General features: G+C 65.8%; 17 protein-coding genes. 8 read left to right on the top strand and 9 right to left on the bottom strand.

Features of this window, described 5'->3' with window-relative positions:
* Window positions 1–28: 28 nt before the first annotated feature.
* Window positions 29–1,018, bottom strand: a complete 990-nt coding sequence (locus tag QOL68_RS06400; RefSeq protein WP_282947931.1) for a threonine ammonia-lyase — start codon at window positions 1,016–1,018, stop codon at window positions 29–31.
* A 65-nt stretch (window positions 1,019–1,083) separates the two neighbouring features.
* Here QOL68_RS06400 and QOL68_RS06395 point away from each other — a divergent pair, with 65 nt between their 5' ends.
* From QOL68_RS06395 to QOL68_RS06380, 4 genes are all read left to right on the top strand, one after another.
* Window positions 1,084–2,292, top strand: coding sequence for a saccharopine dehydrogenase family protein (locus QOL68_RS06395; protein WP_282947929.1), 1,209 nt, complete (start codon window positions 1,084–1,086; stop codon window positions 2,290–2,292).
* A 53-nt stretch (window positions 2,293–2,345) separates the two neighbouring features.
* A complete protein-coding gene (locus tag QOL68_RS06390) occupies window positions 2,346–2,696 on the top strand; it encodes a DMT family protein (RefSeq protein ID WP_204992944.1) in 351 nt (116 codons plus the stop codon).
* A gap of 41 nt (window positions 2,697–2,737) precedes the next feature.
* The gene (locus QOL68_RS06385) at window positions 2,738–3,736 is read left to right on the top strand and encodes a glycosylasparaginase (protein WP_282947924.1); all 999 of its coding nucleotides are present in this window, start codon (window positions 2,738–2,740) and stop codon (window positions 3,734–3,736) included.
* Window positions 3,737–3,818: 82 nt separating this feature from the next.
* Window positions 3,819–4,991: a carboxynorspermidine decarboxylase gene (locus QOL68_RS06380; protein WP_058456423.1), complete on the top strand. Its 1,173-nt coding sequence runs from the start codon at window positions 3,819–3,821 to the stop codon at window positions 4,989–4,991.
* On the opposite strand, the gene QOL68_RS06375 is transcribed toward QOL68_RS06380, so the two are convergent.
* Window positions 4,972–6,642, bottom strand: coding sequence for an FAD-dependent oxidoreductase (locus tag QOL68_RS06375; RefSeq protein ID WP_282947921.1), 1,671 nt, complete (start codon window positions 6,640–6,642; stop codon window positions 4,972–4,974). The two genes, QOL68_RS06380 and QOL68_RS06375, sit on opposite strands and share 20 nt — an antisense overlap.
* A gap of 252 nt (window positions 6,643–6,894) precedes the next feature.
* On the opposite strand from QOL68_RS06375, the gene QOL68_RS06370 reads away from it, so the two are divergent.
* From QOL68_RS06370 to QOL68_RS06355, 4 genes are all read left to right on the top strand, one after another.
* Window positions 6,895–8,088, top strand: a complete 1,194-nt coding sequence (locus QOL68_RS06370) for a type III PLP-dependent enzyme (RefSeq protein ID WP_282947919.1) — start codon at window positions 6,895–6,897, stop codon at window positions 8,086–8,088.
* Between the two features lie 132 nt (window positions 8,089–8,220).
* Entirely contained in the window at window positions 8,221–9,378 is a 1,158-nt protein-coding gene (locus QOL68_RS06365; RefSeq protein WP_282947917.1) for a CaiB/BaiF CoA transferase family protein, read from the top strand.
* A 64-nt stretch (window positions 9,379–9,442) separates the two neighbouring features.
* On the top strand, window positions 9,443–9,874 hold the full coding sequence (locus QOL68_RS06360) for an MAPEG family protein (protein WP_204992950.1): 432 nt from the start codon (window positions 9,443–9,445) through the stop codon (window positions 9,872–9,874).
* 13 nt (window positions 9,875–9,887) lie between these two features.
* Entirely contained in the window at window positions 9,888–10,340 is a 453-nt protein-coding gene (locus QOL68_RS06355; protein ID WP_282947914.1) for an MAPEG family protein, read from the top strand.
* On the opposite strand, the gene QOL68_RS06350 is transcribed toward QOL68_RS06355, so the two are convergent.
* Genes QOL68_RS06350 through QOL68_RS06320 form a run of 7 tightly spaced genes read right to left on the bottom strand, consistent with a single transcriptional unit; the run spans window position 10,337 to window position 18,374 of the window.
* Entirely contained in the window at window positions 10,337–11,536 is a 1,200-nt protein-coding gene (locus QOL68_RS06350) for a class I SAM-dependent RNA methyltransferase (protein WP_282947912.1), read from the bottom strand. The two genes, QOL68_RS06355 and QOL68_RS06350, sit on opposite strands and share 4 nt — an antisense overlap.
* Window position 11,537: 1 nt before the next feature.
* The gene (locus QOL68_RS06345) at window positions 11,538–12,890 is read right to left on the bottom strand and encodes an NAD(P)H-hydrate epimerase (protein WP_282947910.1); all 1,353 of its coding nucleotides are present in this window, start codon (window positions 12,888–12,890) and stop codon (window positions 11,538–11,540) included.
* A 37-nt stretch (window positions 12,891–12,927) separates the two neighbouring features.
* Complete coding sequence (locus tag QOL68_RS06340; protein WP_282947908.1) at window positions 12,928–13,320, bottom strand: hypothetical protein; 393 nt, start codon at window positions 13,318–13,320, stop codon at window positions 12,928–12,930.
* The gene (gene ilvD, locus QOL68_RS06335) at window positions 13,317–15,173 is read right to left on the bottom strand and encodes a dihydroxy-acid dehydratase (protein WP_282947907.1); all 1,857 of its coding nucleotides are present in this window, start codon (window positions 15,171–15,173) and stop codon (window positions 13,317–13,319) included. The genes QOL68_RS06340 and ilvD overlap by 4 nt, the downstream gene beginning before the upstream one ends.
* A 59-nt stretch (window positions 15,174–15,232) precedes the next feature.
* Window positions 15,233–15,964: an N-formylglutamate amidohydrolase gene (locus QOL68_RS06330; RefSeq protein ID WP_282947905.1), complete on the bottom strand. Its 732-nt coding sequence runs from the start codon at window positions 15,962–15,964 to the stop codon at window positions 15,233–15,235.
* Window positions 15,961–16,812 carry a 4-(cytidine 5'-diphospho)-2-C-methyl-D-erythritol kinase gene (locus QOL68_RS06325; protein ID WP_282947904.1) on the bottom strand — a complete coding sequence of 284 codons (852 nt, stop codon included), beginning with the start codon at window positions 16,810–16,812 and terminating at the stop codon, window positions 15,961–15,963. The genes QOL68_RS06330 and QOL68_RS06325 overlap by 4 nt, the downstream gene beginning before the upstream one ends.
* Window positions 16,809–18,374, bottom strand: a complete 1,566-nt coding sequence (locus QOL68_RS06320; protein WP_282947902.1) for a hypothetical protein — start codon at window positions 18,372–18,374, stop codon at window positions 16,809–16,811. The genes QOL68_RS06325 and QOL68_RS06320 overlap by 4 nt, the downstream gene beginning before the upstream one ends.
* Window positions 18,375–18,395 lie beyond the last annotated feature (21 nt).

Here is an 18,395-nt window from a genome sequence, read left to right as displayed (position 1 = left end):
TCCCAACGCTTGCGCCGCGACAAGTTTCCTATTCGGTAATAATCTCCGCGAATTTCAGCGGATCGACATTGCCGCCCGACAGCGTGACCAGCGTCGCACCGGTCACCGCGACCTTGCCCGCCACCACGGCCGCCAGCGCGGCGGCGCCACCGGGCTCGACGACGAGATGCAGTTTTTCGAAGGCGAGGCGCACGGCGTCGCGAACCTCGCGTCGCGTCACGACCACGCCCTTCACGCCACGCGCCTGAAGCACCGCAAAGTTGATCGGCCAGGTCTGGGGCGTCTGGAGAGCGTCGCATTCGGTCGGATAGGCAAGGTCTTCGACCGACAGGATTTCTCCCGCGGCGAGGCTGCGTGTGACGTCGTCCCAGCCCTCGGGCTCGACCGCCACAATCTCGGCATCGGGCAGCGCCAGCGCCAAACCCGCCGACAGCCCGCCGCCGCCGCAGCAGGCGATCACCTTGTCGGGTCCGTCAATCCCGCGCGCCTGCATCTGTGCTTTCGCTTCGATCCCCACGCTACCCTGCCCCTCGATGATCCACGGATCGCCATAGGCATGGACGAGCGTTCCACCGCGCTCGCGGAGCAACTTGGCGGCGACGACATCGCGCGATTCGGTCACGCGGTCATACAGAACGACCTCGGCCCCGAGTCTGCGCGTCGCTGCAAGTTTCATAGCGGGAGCATTGCTCGGCATGACGATCGTTGCCCGGATCCCCAGCCGCTTGGCCGCCCAGGCAACACCTTGGGCGTGGTTGCCGCTCGATACGCCGACAACGCCGGCGGCCGCCTCCTCAGGCGTGAGATCGCTCATCCGGTGCCACCCCCCGCGAATCTTGAACGAGCCGATCGGCTGCAGGCATTCGGCCTTGCACCACACGGTTTGGCCGTCGACTTCGAGCGGCAGCAGCGGGGTTTGCGGCAGCAAGGCAGCGACTTTCGCCGCCGCGCGTTCGACCCCTGCGAGTGTCGGTGCGCGGTTCGGATCGATCAGGGCTTCGGGGCTTTGCTGTGTCATCGCTTCGTCCTATAGGCCGCGGCATACAACACAAGCCGCATAGCTAGGCGCAGGAGATTTTTCACATGAGCAAGGTTCTGGTGATCGGCGCAGGCGGCGTCGGTTCGGTCGCGGTGCACAAGATGGCGATGAACCCCGACATCTTTCCCGACATCACGCTCGCCAGCCGCCGCAAGTTCAAGTGCGACGCGATCGCCGAGTCGGTGAAGACGCGCACCGGCGTCACGATCAAGACCGCCGAGGTCGACGCCGACCATATCGATGCGACCGCGGCGCTGATCCGCGAAGTCGGCGCGACGCATGTCGTCAACCTGGCGCTGCCTTATCAGGATCTGACGATCATGGAGGCATGCCTGTCCACCGGCGCGCATTATCTCGACACCGCCAACTATGAACCGCGCGACGAGGCGAAGTTCGAATATCACTGGCAATGGGCCTACCACGACCGCTTTAAGGATGCGGGGCTGATGGCGCTGCTCGGTTCGGGCTTCGACCCCGGCGTCACCAGCGTGTTCACGACCTGGCTCAAGAAGCATCATTTCGACCGCATCGACACGCTCGACATTCTCGACTGCAACGGCGGCGATCATGGTCAGCATTTCGCGACCAACTTCAACCCCGAGATCAATATTCGCGAAGTGACCGCGGTCGCGCGTCACTGGGAAAATGGCGACTGGGTCGAAACCCCGCCGATGTCGGTCAAGCAGACCTTCGACTTCGAAGCTGTGGGACCCAAGAATATGTACCTCATGTATCATGAGGAGATCGAAAGCCTGAAAACCCACCTGCCCGAGATCAGGCGCATCCGCTTCTGGATGACCTTCGGCGATGCTTATATCCAGCACCTGACCGTCCTCCAGAATGTCGGCATGACGCGGATCGATCCGGTGATCTACGAAGGCAAGGAAATCATCCCGCTGCAGTTCCTGAAGGCCGTCCTTCCCGAACCTTCGAGCCTTGGCGAGACGACCAAGGGCAAGACCAATATCGGCGTGATCGCAACCGGCCTCGGCAAGGATGGAAAGGAAAAAACGCTCTACCTCTACAATATCTGCGATCATGAAGACGCCTATGCCGAAACCGGCAATCAGGCCGTCAGCTACACGACCGGCGTCCCCGCGATGATTGGTGCCGCGATGATGGTAACCGGCACATGGTCAGGCCAGGGCGTGTTCAACATGGAGCAGATGGACCCCGATCCCTTCATGGACATGCTGAACAAGCACGGCCTTCCCTGGCAGGTGAAGGAACTGGACGCGCCGCTCGATTTCTGATTGCTGCTGCGGGGGCCGGCCAGTGTCGGCGCCCGCGTCTGCAAGGGAATTCCATGACGGCCTATATCCTGCCCATCGGGCTGCTGTTCGTCTCGAACATCTTCATGACCTTTGCCTGGTACGGGCATCTTGGCGACCTGTCGCGGCCGGTATGGCTGGCGGTCCTGGTCGCGTGGGGCATCGCCTTTTTCGAATATTGTCTTGCCGTCCCGGCGAACCGCGTCGGTCACGCGGTCTATACGACCGCAGAGCTCAAGACGATTCAGGAAGTCATTACCCTGATTGTCTTTGCCGGCTTCGCGACCTTCTGGCTCGGCGAGCGGCTGACGGTGAACCATCTGATCGGCTTCGCGCTGATCTGCGGCGGCGCCTTCTTCATCTTCAAGGCGCCGATTGCAGCCTGACGCCCCGCCCGCTAGCCTCGCCGCGAGCGGGAGGACGGGCGATGACGGACAAAGCGATTTCCAGACGGTTTTTCGGCGCGGCAGCAGCGGGGCTGGCCGCGCTCGGGATTACAGGCGCCGCGGCGAAACCCGCCGCGCCCAAGGCCATTCCAACCGGCAAGCCGTTCATCCTGACGACATGGGATTTCGGTCCCGGCGCCAACGCCGTCGGCTGGCCGATGCTCGCAGGCGGCGCATCGGCAATCGACGCGGTCGAGGCGGCGATCAACCATGTCGAACTGCTCGGCGACTATTGGGTCGGCGCGGGCGGCGTCCCCAACGAGGTCGGTGAAACGACGCTCGACGCGATGATCATGTGGGGGCCGACCCACGACCTTGGTGCGGTCGGCTGCCTCAAGCGTGTCAAAAAGGCGATCTCGGTCGCGCGCAAGGTGATGGAGGAAACCCAGCACAGCCTGATCGTCGGCGACGATGCGACCCGCTTCGCCGCGCGCATGGGCTTCACCGAAACCTCGCTGACCAGCGTCGTGTCGCAGCAGGCGTGGGACAAATGGGCCGCGAAGGGCGAAAAGACGGACGCCTTCGATCCCGAACCGATCCGCAAGGGAGACCAACTCGTCGGCCATGACACCGTCGGCAGCATCGCGCTCGACGCCGCTGGCAATCTCTGTGTCGGTTGTTCGACCAACGGACGCGAGTTCAAGATTCCTGGCCGCGTTGGCGACTCGCCGATCGCGGGAGCCGGCGCCTATGTCGATCAGGCGGTCGGCGGCGCGGTCGCGACCGGCAATGGCGATGTCATGATGCGCTTCCTGCCTACCTATCACGCCGTCGAACTGATGCGCGGCGGAATGGCGCCCCAGGCCGCCGCCGAAGCGGCGATCAAGCGGATCGAGGATGCAGGCTACAGCATCGGGGGCGGCATCGCGGTGATCCGCCGCGATGGCGTGCATGGCGGCGCCAAAACCGGATGGGAGGACACACCTTTCAGCTATTCGGTGCAGACCGCGGCGGGCAACGTGAAAACCCCGGTGTCTTGAAAGCGGCCCGTCGCGCCCTCACCTTGCGCTCCGCGGATCCGATCCGCTTTCATCATCCCGCGAAACACTCTAGAGGCGCGCCATGGAAACCAGAGCCGGCGATCCCGGGGCCTTTGCCCATTTCGACCTGACCCGCGTCCCCTCGCCCGCTTTTGTGGTCGATGCTGCGAAAGTGCGCGCGAACCTTACCGTGCTGCGTCATATCGGCGACCAGTCGGGCGCGCGCGTACTCGCGGCGCTCAAGGCCTTTTCGATGTGGTCGCTGGGATCGACCGTCACCGACTATCTCGACGGCGTCTGTGCGTCAGGGCTCTACGAGGCCAAACTGGGACGCGAAGCATATGGCGGGGAGGTCGCGACCTATTGCGCCGGCTACAAGGAAGCCGACCTCCCCGAAATCGCCCGCCTGTCGGATCATCTGATCTTCAATTCGCCCGGCCAGATCGCGCGCTTTCGTCCGCTGCTCGACGAGCTGCGCGCGAAAGGCGAGCGCTTCGACATCGGCCTGCGCATCAACCCGATGCACAGCGAGGGAGAGGTCGCGAAATACGACCCGGCCGCGCCGTGCAGCCGCCTCGGCTTCCCGGTCACCCAATTGCTCCCGGAGCATATGGCGGGCGTCGACGGCATCCATATGCACAGCCTCTGCGAACAGGATTTCCCGCCGCTTCAGCGCACCTGGGCGGCGGTGCAGCCAATGCTGCGCCCCTTCTTCGGCCAGCTCAAATGGATCAATTTCGGCGGCGGCCACCATGTTACCCGCGCCGACTACCAGACGGACGAGCTGATTGCATTCCTGAAGCAGGTTCGCGCCGCGACGAATTGCGACGTGATGATCGAACCCGGCGAAGCGGTCGCACTCGACGCGGGCATCCTCGTCGGCGAAGTGCTCGACCTGTTCGATAACGGTATGCCGGTCGGCATTACCGACATCAGCGCGACCTGCCACATGCCCGACGTGATCGAAGCCCCCTATCGCCCCGCGATGCTGGGGGAGAGACCGGATGGAATGCCGACACGCCTTGGCGGCCCGTCCTGCCTCGCCGGCGACGTCATCGGCGACTATCGTCTGCCCGGCGACGCGCATATCGGCCAGCGCTTCGCCTTCCTCGATCAGGCGCATTATTCGATGGTGAAGACCAACACCTTCAACGGCGTGCCGCTGCCATCGATCTGGCTCTGGGACAGCGAGAGTGACGACCTCAAGCTGGTCCGCGAGTTCGGTTACGAGGATTTCAAGACGCGCCTGAGCTGACGTCGGCAATCACCTCCGCAAGCGCCTGGTGGATATCGCTTACCACGACCGATCCTTCGCCGACCGACGACGCAACGCGCTTCACCGATCCCTTGCGCACGTCGCCTACCGCATAAATGCGCGGCCAACTCGTCTCGAAGCGGCTCGGCATCCGGTCGAGCGACCAGCCTGCGCGTACCAGTTCGAGCGGAGCGATATCGGTGCCGGTCTTCACGAAGCCCTTTTCGTCGCAGACCATTTCCTTCGGCAACCAGCCTGTGTTCGGGTTCGCGCCGAGGAAGAGGAACAGGAATTTGCAGTCGCAAAGATCCTCCGCGCCGGTCTCACGGCAGCGATAGGTCAGCCCGTCGAGTTGCCCCTCGCCGCGCAGTGCCACGACATCGGTCGATCCGATGATCTCGATATTCGGATGTTCCTCTAGTCGCTTGACCAGATATTCGGACATCGTCTCGCGCAGGCTCTTGCGCCGGAAAATGACATAGACCTTCTTCGCGACGCCCGCGAGATAGATCGCCCCCTGCCCCGCCGAATTGCCCGATCCGACGACCGTCACCTCGGCGTTGCTGCACAGCTGCGCCTCCATCGGCGTCGCGCCATAATAGATGCCGCGGCCTTCGTAATTCTCGATCCCCTCGATCGGCAGGCGCTGATATTGCGCCCCGCTCGACACCACGACCGCGCGGCTACGCAGCTTGCGCCCGTCGGCGAGATGCAGGCAATAAGCATCGCCGTCGCGTCCGATCGATGCCGCACGCACCGGCGACACCAGCCGCGCGCCGAACTTCTGCGCCTGCACCGTCGCGCGGCGTGCGAGCTCGTTCCCCGAAATGCCGGTCGGAAAGCCGAGATAATTTTCGATCTTCGAGGACGTCCCCGCCTGTCCGCCCGGCGCAAGCGCGTCGATGGCGATCACGGTCAGCCCTTCGGATGCGGCATAGACCGCCGCGGCGAGCCCGCCTGGCCCGCTGCCGACGACGAGCACGTCCGCGGTCGACCCGTCGGGGAGCAGGTCGAGCCCCAGTGCCTGCGCCAACTGTTCGGGCGTCGGCTGGATCAGCACTTCGGCGGCGCCCAGAATCGCCACCGGCAGTTGATCCTCGGTCAGCCCGCGCTCGGCGAGCAGATGCCCGGCGACGGGACCGTCGGCGGGATCGAACCAGCGATGCGCGACGCCATGCTTCATCAGCAGGTCGCGCATCGCATAGACACTGCGATCCATCGCCGCGCCGATGATGATGGTGACCGCAAAGCCGCGATGCTTGCTGAACTCGCGCCGCGCCGAAAGCACGCGGACAAAAATGTCCGAATAATGGGAATTTCCGGCGATCAGCCGCTGGAAATCGGCGTGCGCAATGCGGATGATCTCGCCATCCGCCCCCATCTCGACACGCGACAAATGGCGCTGTCCGGTCAAGACCGACAGGTCGCCCGCGAACTGCCCGTGCTCCATCCACCCGACGCGTTTGCGCCCCTCGTCGGTCGAGGCAAAGATATCCGTGTGACCCGACAGGGTGATGATGCAATCGGGCGCCATCGCGCCCTCCTCGACCAGCACGTCGCCCGCCTTGTGCGACTCAACCGTCCCGAACGCCTTGAGTTCGTCGAGCTCCGCGTCGGTGAAATTATGATTGACGTCGGCGCGGGAGGTCATGCGGGTCGGTCCTTTCGGCTATCATTGGCAAACAGGTCTAGCGCAGGCACGCGCATTTGTCTTGTTTTCGGCCCTTCGGCGCAGCCCTGCCCCGTTTCAGCGCGAGTGTTACCGTTGCGTTACAAAATTGCGCGATAGGGTCTTTACAGGGGGGACCCCCCTGCATATATCGCGCTCCGCTGCCCCAGGGGGACTTCCAATAACCGCAAGGCAGCCTTGGATGTTTAACGTTATTTTTGGGGGTCCCTTGAGTTGCACCAGCATCATAGCGCCCACGGGCTGATTCAGGCACTTTCGCCGGTCGAACCTGTAACGCTTGTCCGCCCGCATGCCGCGGCGCGCGCAGCGCGTTTTTTCATCGAGCGATTTCCCGGCACGACCATGTACGCGGTCAAGGCGAATCCCTCGCCCGACCTCTTGCGCGTGCTGTGGGATTCGGGCGTCACGCATTATGACGTCGCTTCGATCGCCGAGGTCCGCCTCGTCGCGCGGACGCTGCCGAAGGCGACGCTCTGTTTCATGCATCCGGTGAAGGCCGAGGAAGCGATTTCCGAAGCCTATTGGAAGCATGGCGTGCGCACCTTCTCGCTCGACACGATGGACGAGCTTGAAAAGATCGTCCGTGCGACCGAGGGCGCGCAGGATCTGAACCTGCTCGTGCGCCTGCGCGTCTCGTCCGACCATTCGAAGCTCAGCCTCGCCGCAAAGTTCGGCGCCGAGCCCGAGGATGTTGCCGAACTGCTGATGGCGACCCGTCAGGCGGCCGACGCGCTCGGCATCTGCTTCCATGTGGGCAGCCAGGCGATGACGCCGCACGCCTACGCCCAGGCGATGGAACGCGTCCGCGCCGCAATCGTCGCCGCCGCGGTCACGGTCGATATCGTCGATGTCGGCGGCGGCTTCCCCTCGACCTATCCCGGCATGGAACCACCGCCGCTCGGCGCCTATTTCGAGACGATCCATCGCAGCTTCGAAAGCCTGCCGATCAGCTATTCGGCCGAACTCTGGTGCGAGCCGGGCCGTGCGCTGTCGGCCGAGTATAGCTCGCTGATCGTTCGCGTCGAAAAGCGGCGCGGTGACGAGCTCTACATCAACGACGGTGCTTACGGGGCGCTGTTCGACGCCGCGCATGTCGGCTGGCGCTTCCCGGTGACGTTGCTGCGCGAGCCCGAAAGCAATGCGGAATTGGCCGCGTTCAGCTTCTACGGTCCGACGTGCGACGACCTCGACCATATGGCGGGGCCCTTCTTCCTGCCGGCGGATGTCAAGGCAGGCGATTTCATCGAGATCGGCATGCTCGGCGCCTATGGCTGCGCGATGCGCACCAGGTTCAACGGCTTTGGCGCGGAGGAAATCCACGTCGTCAGCGACGAGCCGATGGCGAGCCTGTACACCGGCGAAGCCGAACCTGAACGCCGCAGTGCGACCGTGACGAAGCTTTTCTGAACGAAGTAGAATGATCGATCCAGAGGCCGGTGCAGCGATGCGCCGGCCTTTTTCTTCGCGCGCAATTGCCTTTTTTCGTTTTCTTCCGCAACGATTCTGTCGTGGCGCAAAGAGGAGAGGCACACCCACCGCATGACCATACTCGCCGGTATCCGCATCGTCGACCTGACCACGGTCATTTTCGGCCCTTATGCGACGCAGATGCTCGCCGATCTCGGCGCCGAGATCATCAAGGTCGAAGCCCCCGGCATCGGCGACATCTCGCGCTATCTCGGCTCGGGTGTTCCCGATCCGACGATGGGCTCGACGCACCTCACTGTGAACCGCGGCAAACGTTCGATCGCGCTCGATCTAAAAAACCCCGACGATGCCACGGTACTCCGCGACCTGATCGCGACCGCCGACGTCTTCTTCCACAATGTGCGCGGCAAGGCGATCGCGCGGCTCGGCTTCGATTACGAAGGCTGCAAGGCGATCAAACCCGACATCATCTATGTCCACGGCACCGGCTTCGGACAGGATGGCCCCTACGCCGATCTTCAGGCCTACGACGACGTCATCCAGGCGGCGACGGGTACGACCAGTCTGCTGCCCCGCGTCGACGGCGATCCGCGCCCGCGCTACCTGCCCTCGCTGATCGCAGACAAGATTGCCGGCCAGTTCGGCGCGCAGGCGATCCTCGCCGCGCTCGTGCACAAACTGCGTACCGGCGAGGGGCAAAGCGTCGAAGTGCCGATGTTCGAATGCTTCGCGGCCTTCATGCTCACCGAACATCTGCGCGACGCCACGCTCGACCCGCCAATAGGCCCCGCGGGCTATCCGCGTCAGCTCGATTCGACGCGCCAGCCCTTCCCGACCGCCGACGGCTATATCGCGGTCGTTCCCTACACGCCCGAATCCACGGCGCGGCTGATGCGTCTGCTCGGCAGCGAAACTTTGCTCGGTTCTGCCGAATTCGAGGCAGCGAAGGCCCAGGGCAAGCATATGCAGCTGGTCTATCGCGAGATCGCGCGGAAGACGCGGACGAACACCACCGCCGAATGGCTCGATCTCTTCGCCGCAAACGACATTCCCGCCATGTCGGTCCGCGATCTGCAAGATATCAAGGAGGACCCGCATCTGGTTGCCACCGGCTTCTTCCGCCACCGAGAGCATCCGCAGGTCGGCGGTTTCTGGGAAATGCAGCCACCGGTCAGATATAGCGCCGCCCCGCCCCGCGACCTCGGCTTTGCGCCGACGGTCGGCGGCGACAGCGACGCGATCCGGGCGGAGATCGCCGACCGCCGGTAAACTTCGGCCGTTGCATTGTCGGCCGGGCGCCTTAGCATGGCGGCAAATCATAAGGGGGAGCCATATGTCGGATAGTTTGCTCGCACCCGGTGCGGTGCTCGCGCTGTGGACGATCGTCATGCTGACCTGGGCGGGCGTGACGCGCTTTCAGGCCTTTTCCAAGATCGGCATCGACATCAAGGCGGCACCGCCGGGCGGCCGCGGCGTCGATCTGGAGGGCGTGCTGCCGCCGGAAACCAACTGGAAATCGCACAATTACACGCATCTTTGCGAACAGCCGACAATCTTCTACGCCGTCCTCGTGTTTCTGCAGCTGTCGGGCGGCAATACCGAGCTGACGCGCGGGCTCGCCTGGGCCTATGTCGTGCTGCGCATCGTCCACAGCCTGTGGCAGTCGACGGTGAACCGTATTCCGGTGCGCTTCGCCATCTTTTCAGTGGCAACGCTGTGCCTGCTGGCGCTGTCGTTGCTTGCGGTGATCGCGACTTTGGGTTGAGGGGGAGAAGATAATGGGAACGAATGCAATTTTAGGGCCGGTCGCGACGCTCGCGCTCTGGTCGATGGTCATGTGGATCTGGATGTATGCGACGCGCATCCCCGCGATGCAGCGTGCCAAGATCGATGCCAAGAATCTTGTCGGCACCACCGGCCGCGGCCTCGACGAGGTGCTGCCCGCCGAAGTGCAGTGGAAGGCCCACAATTATAACCATCTGATGGAACAGCCGACGGTCTTCTATGCCGTTGCGCTGGCATTGGCGGTCGGCGGCATGGGCGGCGGGCTCAACGCGCAGCTTGCCTGGGCTTATGTGGGCCTGCGCATCCTGCACAGCCTGATCCAGGCGACGGTCAACCGCGTCATGTGGCGCTTCGGCGTGTTCGCGCTCGCGAGCCTCGCGCTCATCGCGCTATGCGTCCATGCGTTCATGGGCTTCGTGCTCCACTCGGGAATGTTCGCCCACTAACGTCTGAATCGCGCGGCCAGTTCCACATGGGTCGACCAACGGAACTGGCCGACGGGCTGCGCCCAGTCGAGGCGATAGCCGCCTGCAACGAGCAACCTGGCATCGCGCGCGAAGCTGGCGGGGTTGCAACTGACATAAGCAATGGCCGGCACAGTTGAGGCCGCAATCTGTTTCACCTGCTCCTCGGCGCCCGCGCGTGGCGGATCGAGGATCACCGCGCCGAACCGATTGAGCTCGGCGGGAACGAGCGGGCGGCGAAACAGGTCGCGATGCTCGGTCGCGACCAGCGCCCGCGCGCGGTTCGCAGCGCCGGTCAGTGCCGCGATCGCATCGCGCGCGCCCTCGGCCGCATAGACTTTCCGTCCCGCCTGCACCGACAGTGCGAAGGTTCCGACCCCAGCGAACAGGTCGGCCACCGCCGCCGCATCGCCGATCGCGCGCCGCACCGCGTCGACCAGAGCGGCCTGCCCCGTCGCGGTCGCCTGCAGGAAGGCGAAGGGCGGCACTTCGACCGGTATGTCGCCAAAGCGCACCGTCGGCGGCTCGGGTTGCCAGACCGTCTCCAGCCCGTCGCCCTGATCGATCGCCAGCCGCGCCAGCCGATGCTCTCCGGCGAAATCCTGCAGCGCCATCGCCGCGTCCAGCCCGTCGGCCTTTACGCCCTCGATGATGATTTCAGCGCCCTGGTCGAGCATCTGCAACTTGACCTTCACCGGGCGGCGCTGAGGCGCGATCGCGTCGAGCAGGGTGCGGACCGGCGCGACCAGCGCAAACAACTCGGGCAACAGCAGCGGGCACATGCGCATGTCGACGATCTGGTTGCTCTGCGCGGCGTTGAAACCGAGCGCGACCTGCTTGCCGATCTTGAGTGCGGTCAGCGCCGCGCGCCGCCGACTCGCAGGGGGGGAGATCAACGCCGGCAGTATGTCGCCCGCCTCGACCTGCTGTCCTTCCAGAGCGCCGACGACGCGGTCACGCACGAAATCGGCGAGCGCCCCCTCGGCGACATGCTGCAACTGGCAGCCGCCGCACTTTCCGAAATGGCGGCACACCGGCTCGGCGCGGTTCGGACCCGGCACCAGCGTCCCGTCGGCAGCAAGCCGGTCGCCCGGCACGCCGCCCGCAACATGGCGCCCGTCGTCAGTCACGCCATCGCCGCGCGCGGCAATGCGCTCGATCAGCCTACTGTCTGTCATTCTATTCCCTAACCAGATCGTCGGCGACAAGGCCGGGGCCTATATGCGCCGCGCGCGCAATATGCCAGCCCACCGCCGCGACGGCCGCATCGAAGGGGTCGCCGCCGCGCGCCAGCATCGCTCCGCAGGCGCCCGCCAGCACGTCCCCGGTGCCCGCCGTCGCCAGCCACGGACTACCCGGCCATGCCGCGACAACGCGGCCGTCGGGCGCGGCGATGACGGTATCGGCGCCCTTGTAGATGACGACCGATCCCGTTTCCATGGCGGCGACCAACGCTCGCTCGATCTTGCTCCCCTCTGCGCCCGGAAACGCGCGCGCAAACTCGCCCTCATGCGGCGTCAGAATAGCGGTCACCCCACGCCCGCGCAGGCGCGGCAGCGCGGCATCGATCGCCGCCGCGTCGAGTAGCAGCGGCCTGCCGCTGTCGATCGCGGACGCGACATCGCGATCAAGCGCCATGCCCGCCGGATAACCCGGACCGATGACCACGGCCCCGACACGTTTGTCGCCCAGCCGCTCTCGATAATCGGCGCCGTCCTCGACGATGATCGCGGACAGCGGCGCTGTATTCGCTCCGCTCAGCACCGCATAACCTGCCCCGGCGCGCAGGCCTGCAGCGGCAGCGAGCGCAGCGGCGCCCGGCATCGCCCCCGCGCGAACGAGCATCATCCCGCGATTGAACTTATGCGACGTAACGCCGGGCGCCGACGCGCGCGGGCGCGGCAGGCTGCGGATCGTCGCATCGCACGCGATCCCGATCCCGGCGAGCAGGACGCGTCCACAATGCTGCGCAGCGGGCAACAGGACGTGCGCAAGCTTCAACGCACCCAGCGCCACCGTCACATGCGCGGGAAGCGGCGGCACCCAATCATGCTTGCCATCGGCATCGACCCCGCTCGGCACATCGACCGCGATCACGCGGCGAAAAGCCAGCGCTTGAAGCTGCCCGGTCAGGTTGGACGCCAGCGGCCGCGTCAACCCGACGCCGAACAGGGCATCGACCACCACGGGCACTGCGGCAAGGGTCTCGTCGATCGGCTCGACCGCCCCCGCCCACTTTGCCCGCGCCGCCTTCGCGAGATCGGTGGTCGGCGGCGCCAGTGCGGCGACGCGCACATTCGCCCCGCGCTCACGGAGCAATCGTGCCGCGACATAGCCGTCGCCGCCATTGTTGCCGGGGCCGCACAGGATCAGAACCGGCGCCCCCGCCGCCATCCGCCACGCGGTATCGGCCACCGCAGCACCCGCACGGTCCATCAGCTCGGAAAGCGAGGTGCCCGACGCGGCACACGCCGCTTCGGCGTCACGCATCGCTCTGCTGGTCAGGATCGGGGCGTCGGCGGGAACGGACATAGGCCCCGACCCTAGCACGCCCGAACCAAAAGTCGCGTTACTTCGGCCCCTTCGTGTTTGCAGGCAGGCGATAACGGTCGCCGCCGACCGCGACCTCGATGACCCCGTCGCCGATGATCGTGACCTTGGCGGGCTCCGACCCGTCGGCCGCTATCACGCCGCGCCCGTCGGTCGCGATCTGTAGCCGGCGGTATCCCACGTCGGGTTTGCCCACGACCAGGATCGTCGCGTCGGCGCCGCTCATCTCGTCGATGGTACAGGTGCGGTCGAATGCCTTCGCCCCTTCGAGCGCGCATTCGATGCGCCCATCCTTCAGGGCTTCATTCGACCCGTGCGCCTCGGCTTCGGCCAGCGCGCCATTGTCGGGCGCACCGTTGCAGCCCGATGCCAACAGCAATGCGCAGGCCGCACCGAAGAGTCGCCCGGTCATTTGCGCCGAAGCTGCGACAAATCGCGCACCGCGCCGCGCGCCGCACTTGTCGTCATCGCGGCATAAGCCTCCAGCGCGACCGAAATCTTGCGCGGGCGCGGCTTCGCCGGCTGCCAGCCGGCCTCGCCTTTCGCATCCATCACGGCGCGGCGTTCGGCCAGCACGCTGTCGCCTACCATCAGGTTGATCGTGCGCGCGGGAATGTCGATCTCGATCATGTCGCCATTCTCGACCAGCCCGATCGCGCCGCCCTCGGCCGCCTCGGGCGAGACATGGCCGATCGACAGGCCCGACGTGCCGCCCGAGAAGCGCCCGTCGGTGATCAGCGCGCAGGCCGCACCGAGCCCCTTCGATTTAAGGTAGCTCGTCGGATACAGCATTTCCTGCATCCCCGGCCCGCCCTTCGGCCCTTCGTAGCGGATGACGACGACGTCGCCGGCCTCGACCTGTCCGGTCAGGATGCCGGCCACCGCGGCGTCCTGGCTCTCATAGACTTTCGCCGGACCCGAAAATTTCAGGATGCTCTCATCCACGCCTGCGGTCTTCACGATGCAGCCGTCGAGCGCGATATTGCCCGACAGCACCGCAAGCCCGCCATCCTTGCTGAACGCATGATCCGCCGAACGGATCACGCCGCCCTCGCGATCCAGATCGAGCGAGTCCCAGCGCCGGTCCTGGCTGAACGCGGTCTGCGTCGGCACGCCGCCAGGCGCCGCGAGGAAGAATTTCTGCACGTCGGGATCGTTCGTCCGCGCGATATCCCATTTGTTGAGCGCATCGCCCAGCGTCGCGCTATGCACCGTCGGCAAATGCGCGTGGAGCAACCCCGCGCGATCGAGTTCGCCGAGAATCGCCATGATCCCGCCCGCGCGGTGGACATCCTCCATATGCACGTCGCTTTTCGCCGGCGCGACCTTCGACAGGCACGGTACGCGGCGCGACAGGCGGTCGATATCTTTCATCGTGAAATCGACCCCTGCCTCGTGCGCGGCGGCGAGCAGGTGGAGCACCGTGTTCGTCGAACCGCCCATCGCGATGTCGAGGCTCATCGCATTCTCGAACGCCTCGAAGCTCGCGATCCTCCGCGGCAGGACGGCCTCGTCATCCTCTTCATAATAGCGGCGGCACATTTCGACGACGATCCGCCCCGCGCGCAGGAACAGCTCCTTGCGGTCGGCATGTGTCGCCAGCGTCGAGCCATTGCCCGGCAGCGAAAGCCCCAACGCTTCGGTCAGGCAGTTCATCGAGTTCGCGGTGAACATCCCCGAGCAGCTGCCACACGTCGGGCACGCCGAACGCTCGATCGCCTGCACTTCCTCGTCGGTATATTTTTCATCCGCGGCGGCGACCATCGCGTCGACGAGGTCCAGCGCGACCTCCTTGCCCTTCAGCACCACCTTTCCCGCCTCCATCGGCCCCCCCGAGACGAACACCACCGGGATGTTGATCCTGAGGGCCGCCATCAGCATCCCTGGCGTGATCTTGTCGCAGTTGGAGATGCACACCATCGCGTCGGCGCAATGCGCGTTGACCATATATTCGACGCTGTCGGCGATCAGGTCGCGGCTCGGCAGCGAATAGAGCATCCCGTCATGCCCCATGGCGATGCCGTCATCGACCGCGATCGTGTTGAATTCCTTGGCGACACCCCCAGCGGCCTCGATCTCGCGCGCGACCATCTGGCCGAGGTCTTTGAGATGCACATGGCCGGGCACGAACTGGGTAAAGCTGTTCACCACGGCGATGATCGGCTTGCCGAAGTCGCTGTCCTTCATCCCCGTCGCACGCCAAAGCCCGCGTGCACCCGCCATGTTGCGGCCGTGGGTGGTGGTTCGCGAACGATAAGAAGGCATCTTGAAACTTTCTGATAATTTTATTTCAAATTGTCGTGAAGAAAGGCGCCATTACACGCCTATTCGGCGACATACAATGCCACTTTCTTGCACATGCGTCCCAATTGTTCGGCGAACCGCGCCTGACCCGCCGCATCGCGCACCAGATCCTGTCGCATCTCGATTCCCACATAAGGAATATCGTTTGCCTCGGCGTGCCGGTTCATCGTCGCGTTGAGCAGCTTGCCCGAATAGGGAAGCTGGTCGCCGACATTCAGCCCCTCCTCGGTCAAGGCGGCGATCGCCGGGCCCGCTAGCCGGTCGTCGGCGTTATAAAGCACGCCGACATGCCATGGCCGCGCCTGCGCCGGATCGCTTGCCAGCGACGGGGTAAAGCTGTGCAGCGACAGGATCATCGCCGGACGATGCGCCGCGATCGTCGCCGCGATATGCGCATGATACGGGCGGAAGAAGCGCGCCAGCCGCGCCTCGCGCCCCGCATGGTCGAGCGCATTGCCGGGAATGGCGTGGCCATCGCTCGCAATCGGAACGGCGCCGGGCACGTCCTCGTCACGATTGCAGTCGACGACCAGCCGCGACACACCGCCGAGGATCGCCGTATCGACAACGCTCGCCTCGACGAGCAGCGCCGCCACTTCGGCAACGCCGAGATCGATCGCGATATGCTCGCGCAGCAACGCGCGATCGATGCCGAGATCGATATCCGGCGGCACATGTGCCGACGCATGGTCGCCGATCAACAGGATACCGCCGGCACGCGGCGTCCCGAGCTGACGCCACGCCTCGCTCACCGCAGCGTCCCTGCCATCTGCCACCAGTGCGGATGGCTCTCCGCGAGCCGTACCGCTGCGGCATCGCGCTCCGCGGGCGCATCGAACAGCGCAAAACAGGTCGCGCCCGATCCCGACATGCGCGCCAGCCACGGCCTGAGCGCGCCAAGCTCGGTCAGCACGTCGGTAATCGCCGGGCATTGCGCGATCGCCGCGCGCTGCAAATCATTGCGCGCCGCGAACAGCTGCGCGCGCATGTCGGCGCCGGTGAACAGCGGACCACGATCGACGCCGTCCCATGCCGCAAACACCGGCCCCGTCGATACCGGCTGACGCGGATTGACGAGCAGCACGGGGGTGCCGGTCAGGGCCAGCTCGGGGACCGGGCTCAATTCCTCGCCGACCCCGACGCCAAGGCATGTCGTGCTGGCGATGCAGGCGGCAATATCGGCGCCGAGCGGGCTCACCAGCCGCGCCAGCGTCGCGTCGCCCAGTTCGGGCAGGAAATGTCGCCGTACGAGCCGCGCCATCGCCGCCGCATCCGCCGACCCGCCGCCGATCCCCGCCGCGACGGGGAGCCTTTTGGTCAACGTCAACGCCAGCGGCGGCACGCGATCGCGTCCATAGCGCTCGCGAAGCAGCGCCAGCACGCGCAGCACCAGATTGTCGGCACCATTGCCTAGCCCCTCGGCAAACTCTCCGTCGATCGACAGACTGTCAGAGGAGGCCGGCGCCGCGGCGATCGTGTCGCCATGATCGACAAAGGCGAACAGCGTTTCGATCAGGTGATAGCCGTCGCTCCGCCGCGCGCGAACGTGGAGCGCGAGGTTGATCTTCGCCCAGCCGCTTTCCTGCATGTCGGCCATCATGGCGCCGTGGTGGCGGCGCTCAGCCCGTCGCGCAGCTTCGCCTCGATCCGCGCCGCCATGTCGGCCTCGGCCAACAGCGCGGCAGCGCGCCACGTATAGCGCGCCTGGAACCGACGCCCCGCCTGCCAATAGGCATCGCCCAGATGCTCGACGATCACGGCATTGCCCGGATCGCCGCGCTGCGCCAGTTCGAGCAAAGGCACCGCATCGTCGATGCGGCCGGTCAGGAAATAGGCCCAGCCGAGCGAGTCGGTGATGCTCGCACTTTGCGGCTCGGCCTTCCACGCCGCCTCGATCCGCGCGAGCGACTGCTTTACGTTCTTGCGGCGCTCGAGCGCCGAATAGCCCGCGAAATTAAGGATCGTTGCATCGCCGGGACGCAGGTTGACCGCCTTTTCCATCAGTGGCGCCGCGCCATCCCAATCCCCGGCCTGCAACTTCAACTCGGCGCGAGCGATCAGCAGAGAGCCACGCAGCGGAGCGTCGTCCGCGACATCTCCCAGCGTCGCTTCCAGACCCAAATAGGCGCGTTCCGCGGCAGCGGGATCGTTCGCACGGCGCGCGATATCGGCAAAGCGGATAAGCAGGCTGCGCGCCGCCGGCTCGGTACGCGCGGCAGCGTCGGCGAGTTTTACCGCGCTCGCCATATCGCTCGCCTCGGCCAGCAGTTCGGCATGACGCATCTGCAGCGCCGGCGGCTGCGCGGTCCGGCTGCCAGCCAGCAGCGCCATCGCATCGCGCTCCTGCCCGTTGCGATCGAGTGCCTCGACGAGCGCCGAGCGTACCGCCCAATCCTGATCGCCCAGCCAATAAGCGGACCGCGCGAACAGCAGCGGCAGTTTCGGACTGCCATTTGGGGTCCGCGCCAGCCCGTCGGCAAGCAGCCCGAGCCAGTGCGCCGCACCGCCGCGCGCCGTCGTCACCGGCTGGCCCGACAGCAGCAGCATCGGGTCTTCGCGCCCGCCCGCCGCCATCGCGGTCCGCCCGCGCAGCGCCTTCGCGGCGTCGGCCTGCCCCGCAGCATCGAGCGTCGCCGCCAGCCGCAGCGCGACGAGTTGGCTCGTGCGATCGCTCAGCACCGTGTCCGCCGCCAGCTTGGCCCCTTCGGTGGGCTGTTTCGCCGCGACCCTGACCAGCGCCGCTTCGAGCGCCAGCGTCGGTTCGAGCCGCCCGCGCGCCAGCGCCGCTATCAGGTGCCGCTCGGGTGCCTTCTCGCGCGCGCCGACGTCGATCCAGCTGTTCAGCGCCGGCGTCACCAGATTGGCGATCGCATCGCCGCCGGTCTTGTCGGGCCGCCCCCCCAGAAAGGCGCGCGCGCCCTTCCAGTCGGCCCGTTTCATCGCGTCGACGACAAGCACAAGCTGCGCGTCGAAGCGGCGCTCGCCGCTTGCCCAGAGCTGCGCAGCGGCGCCGCGCGCCGCGACCAGGTCGCCCGCCTGGATCGCCTGTTCCAAAATTCGCCCGCGAAGCCCCGGTAGGTCGGGCGCCGCGCTGGCGGCGCTGGTCAGGGCAGACAGCGCCGCGGCTGGATCGCCCGCATCCTCGGCCAGCCGCGCCCGCACCAGCGCATTGACCGCCGCGCC

Source organism: Sphingopyxis sp. Geo25 (genome assembly GCF_949769135.1).
Taxonomy (GTDB): domain Bacteria; phylum Pseudomonadota; class Alphaproteobacteria; order Sphingomonadales; family Sphingomonadaceae; genus Sphingopyxis.
This window is presented reverse-complemented; position numbering and strand designations above follow the sequence as displayed.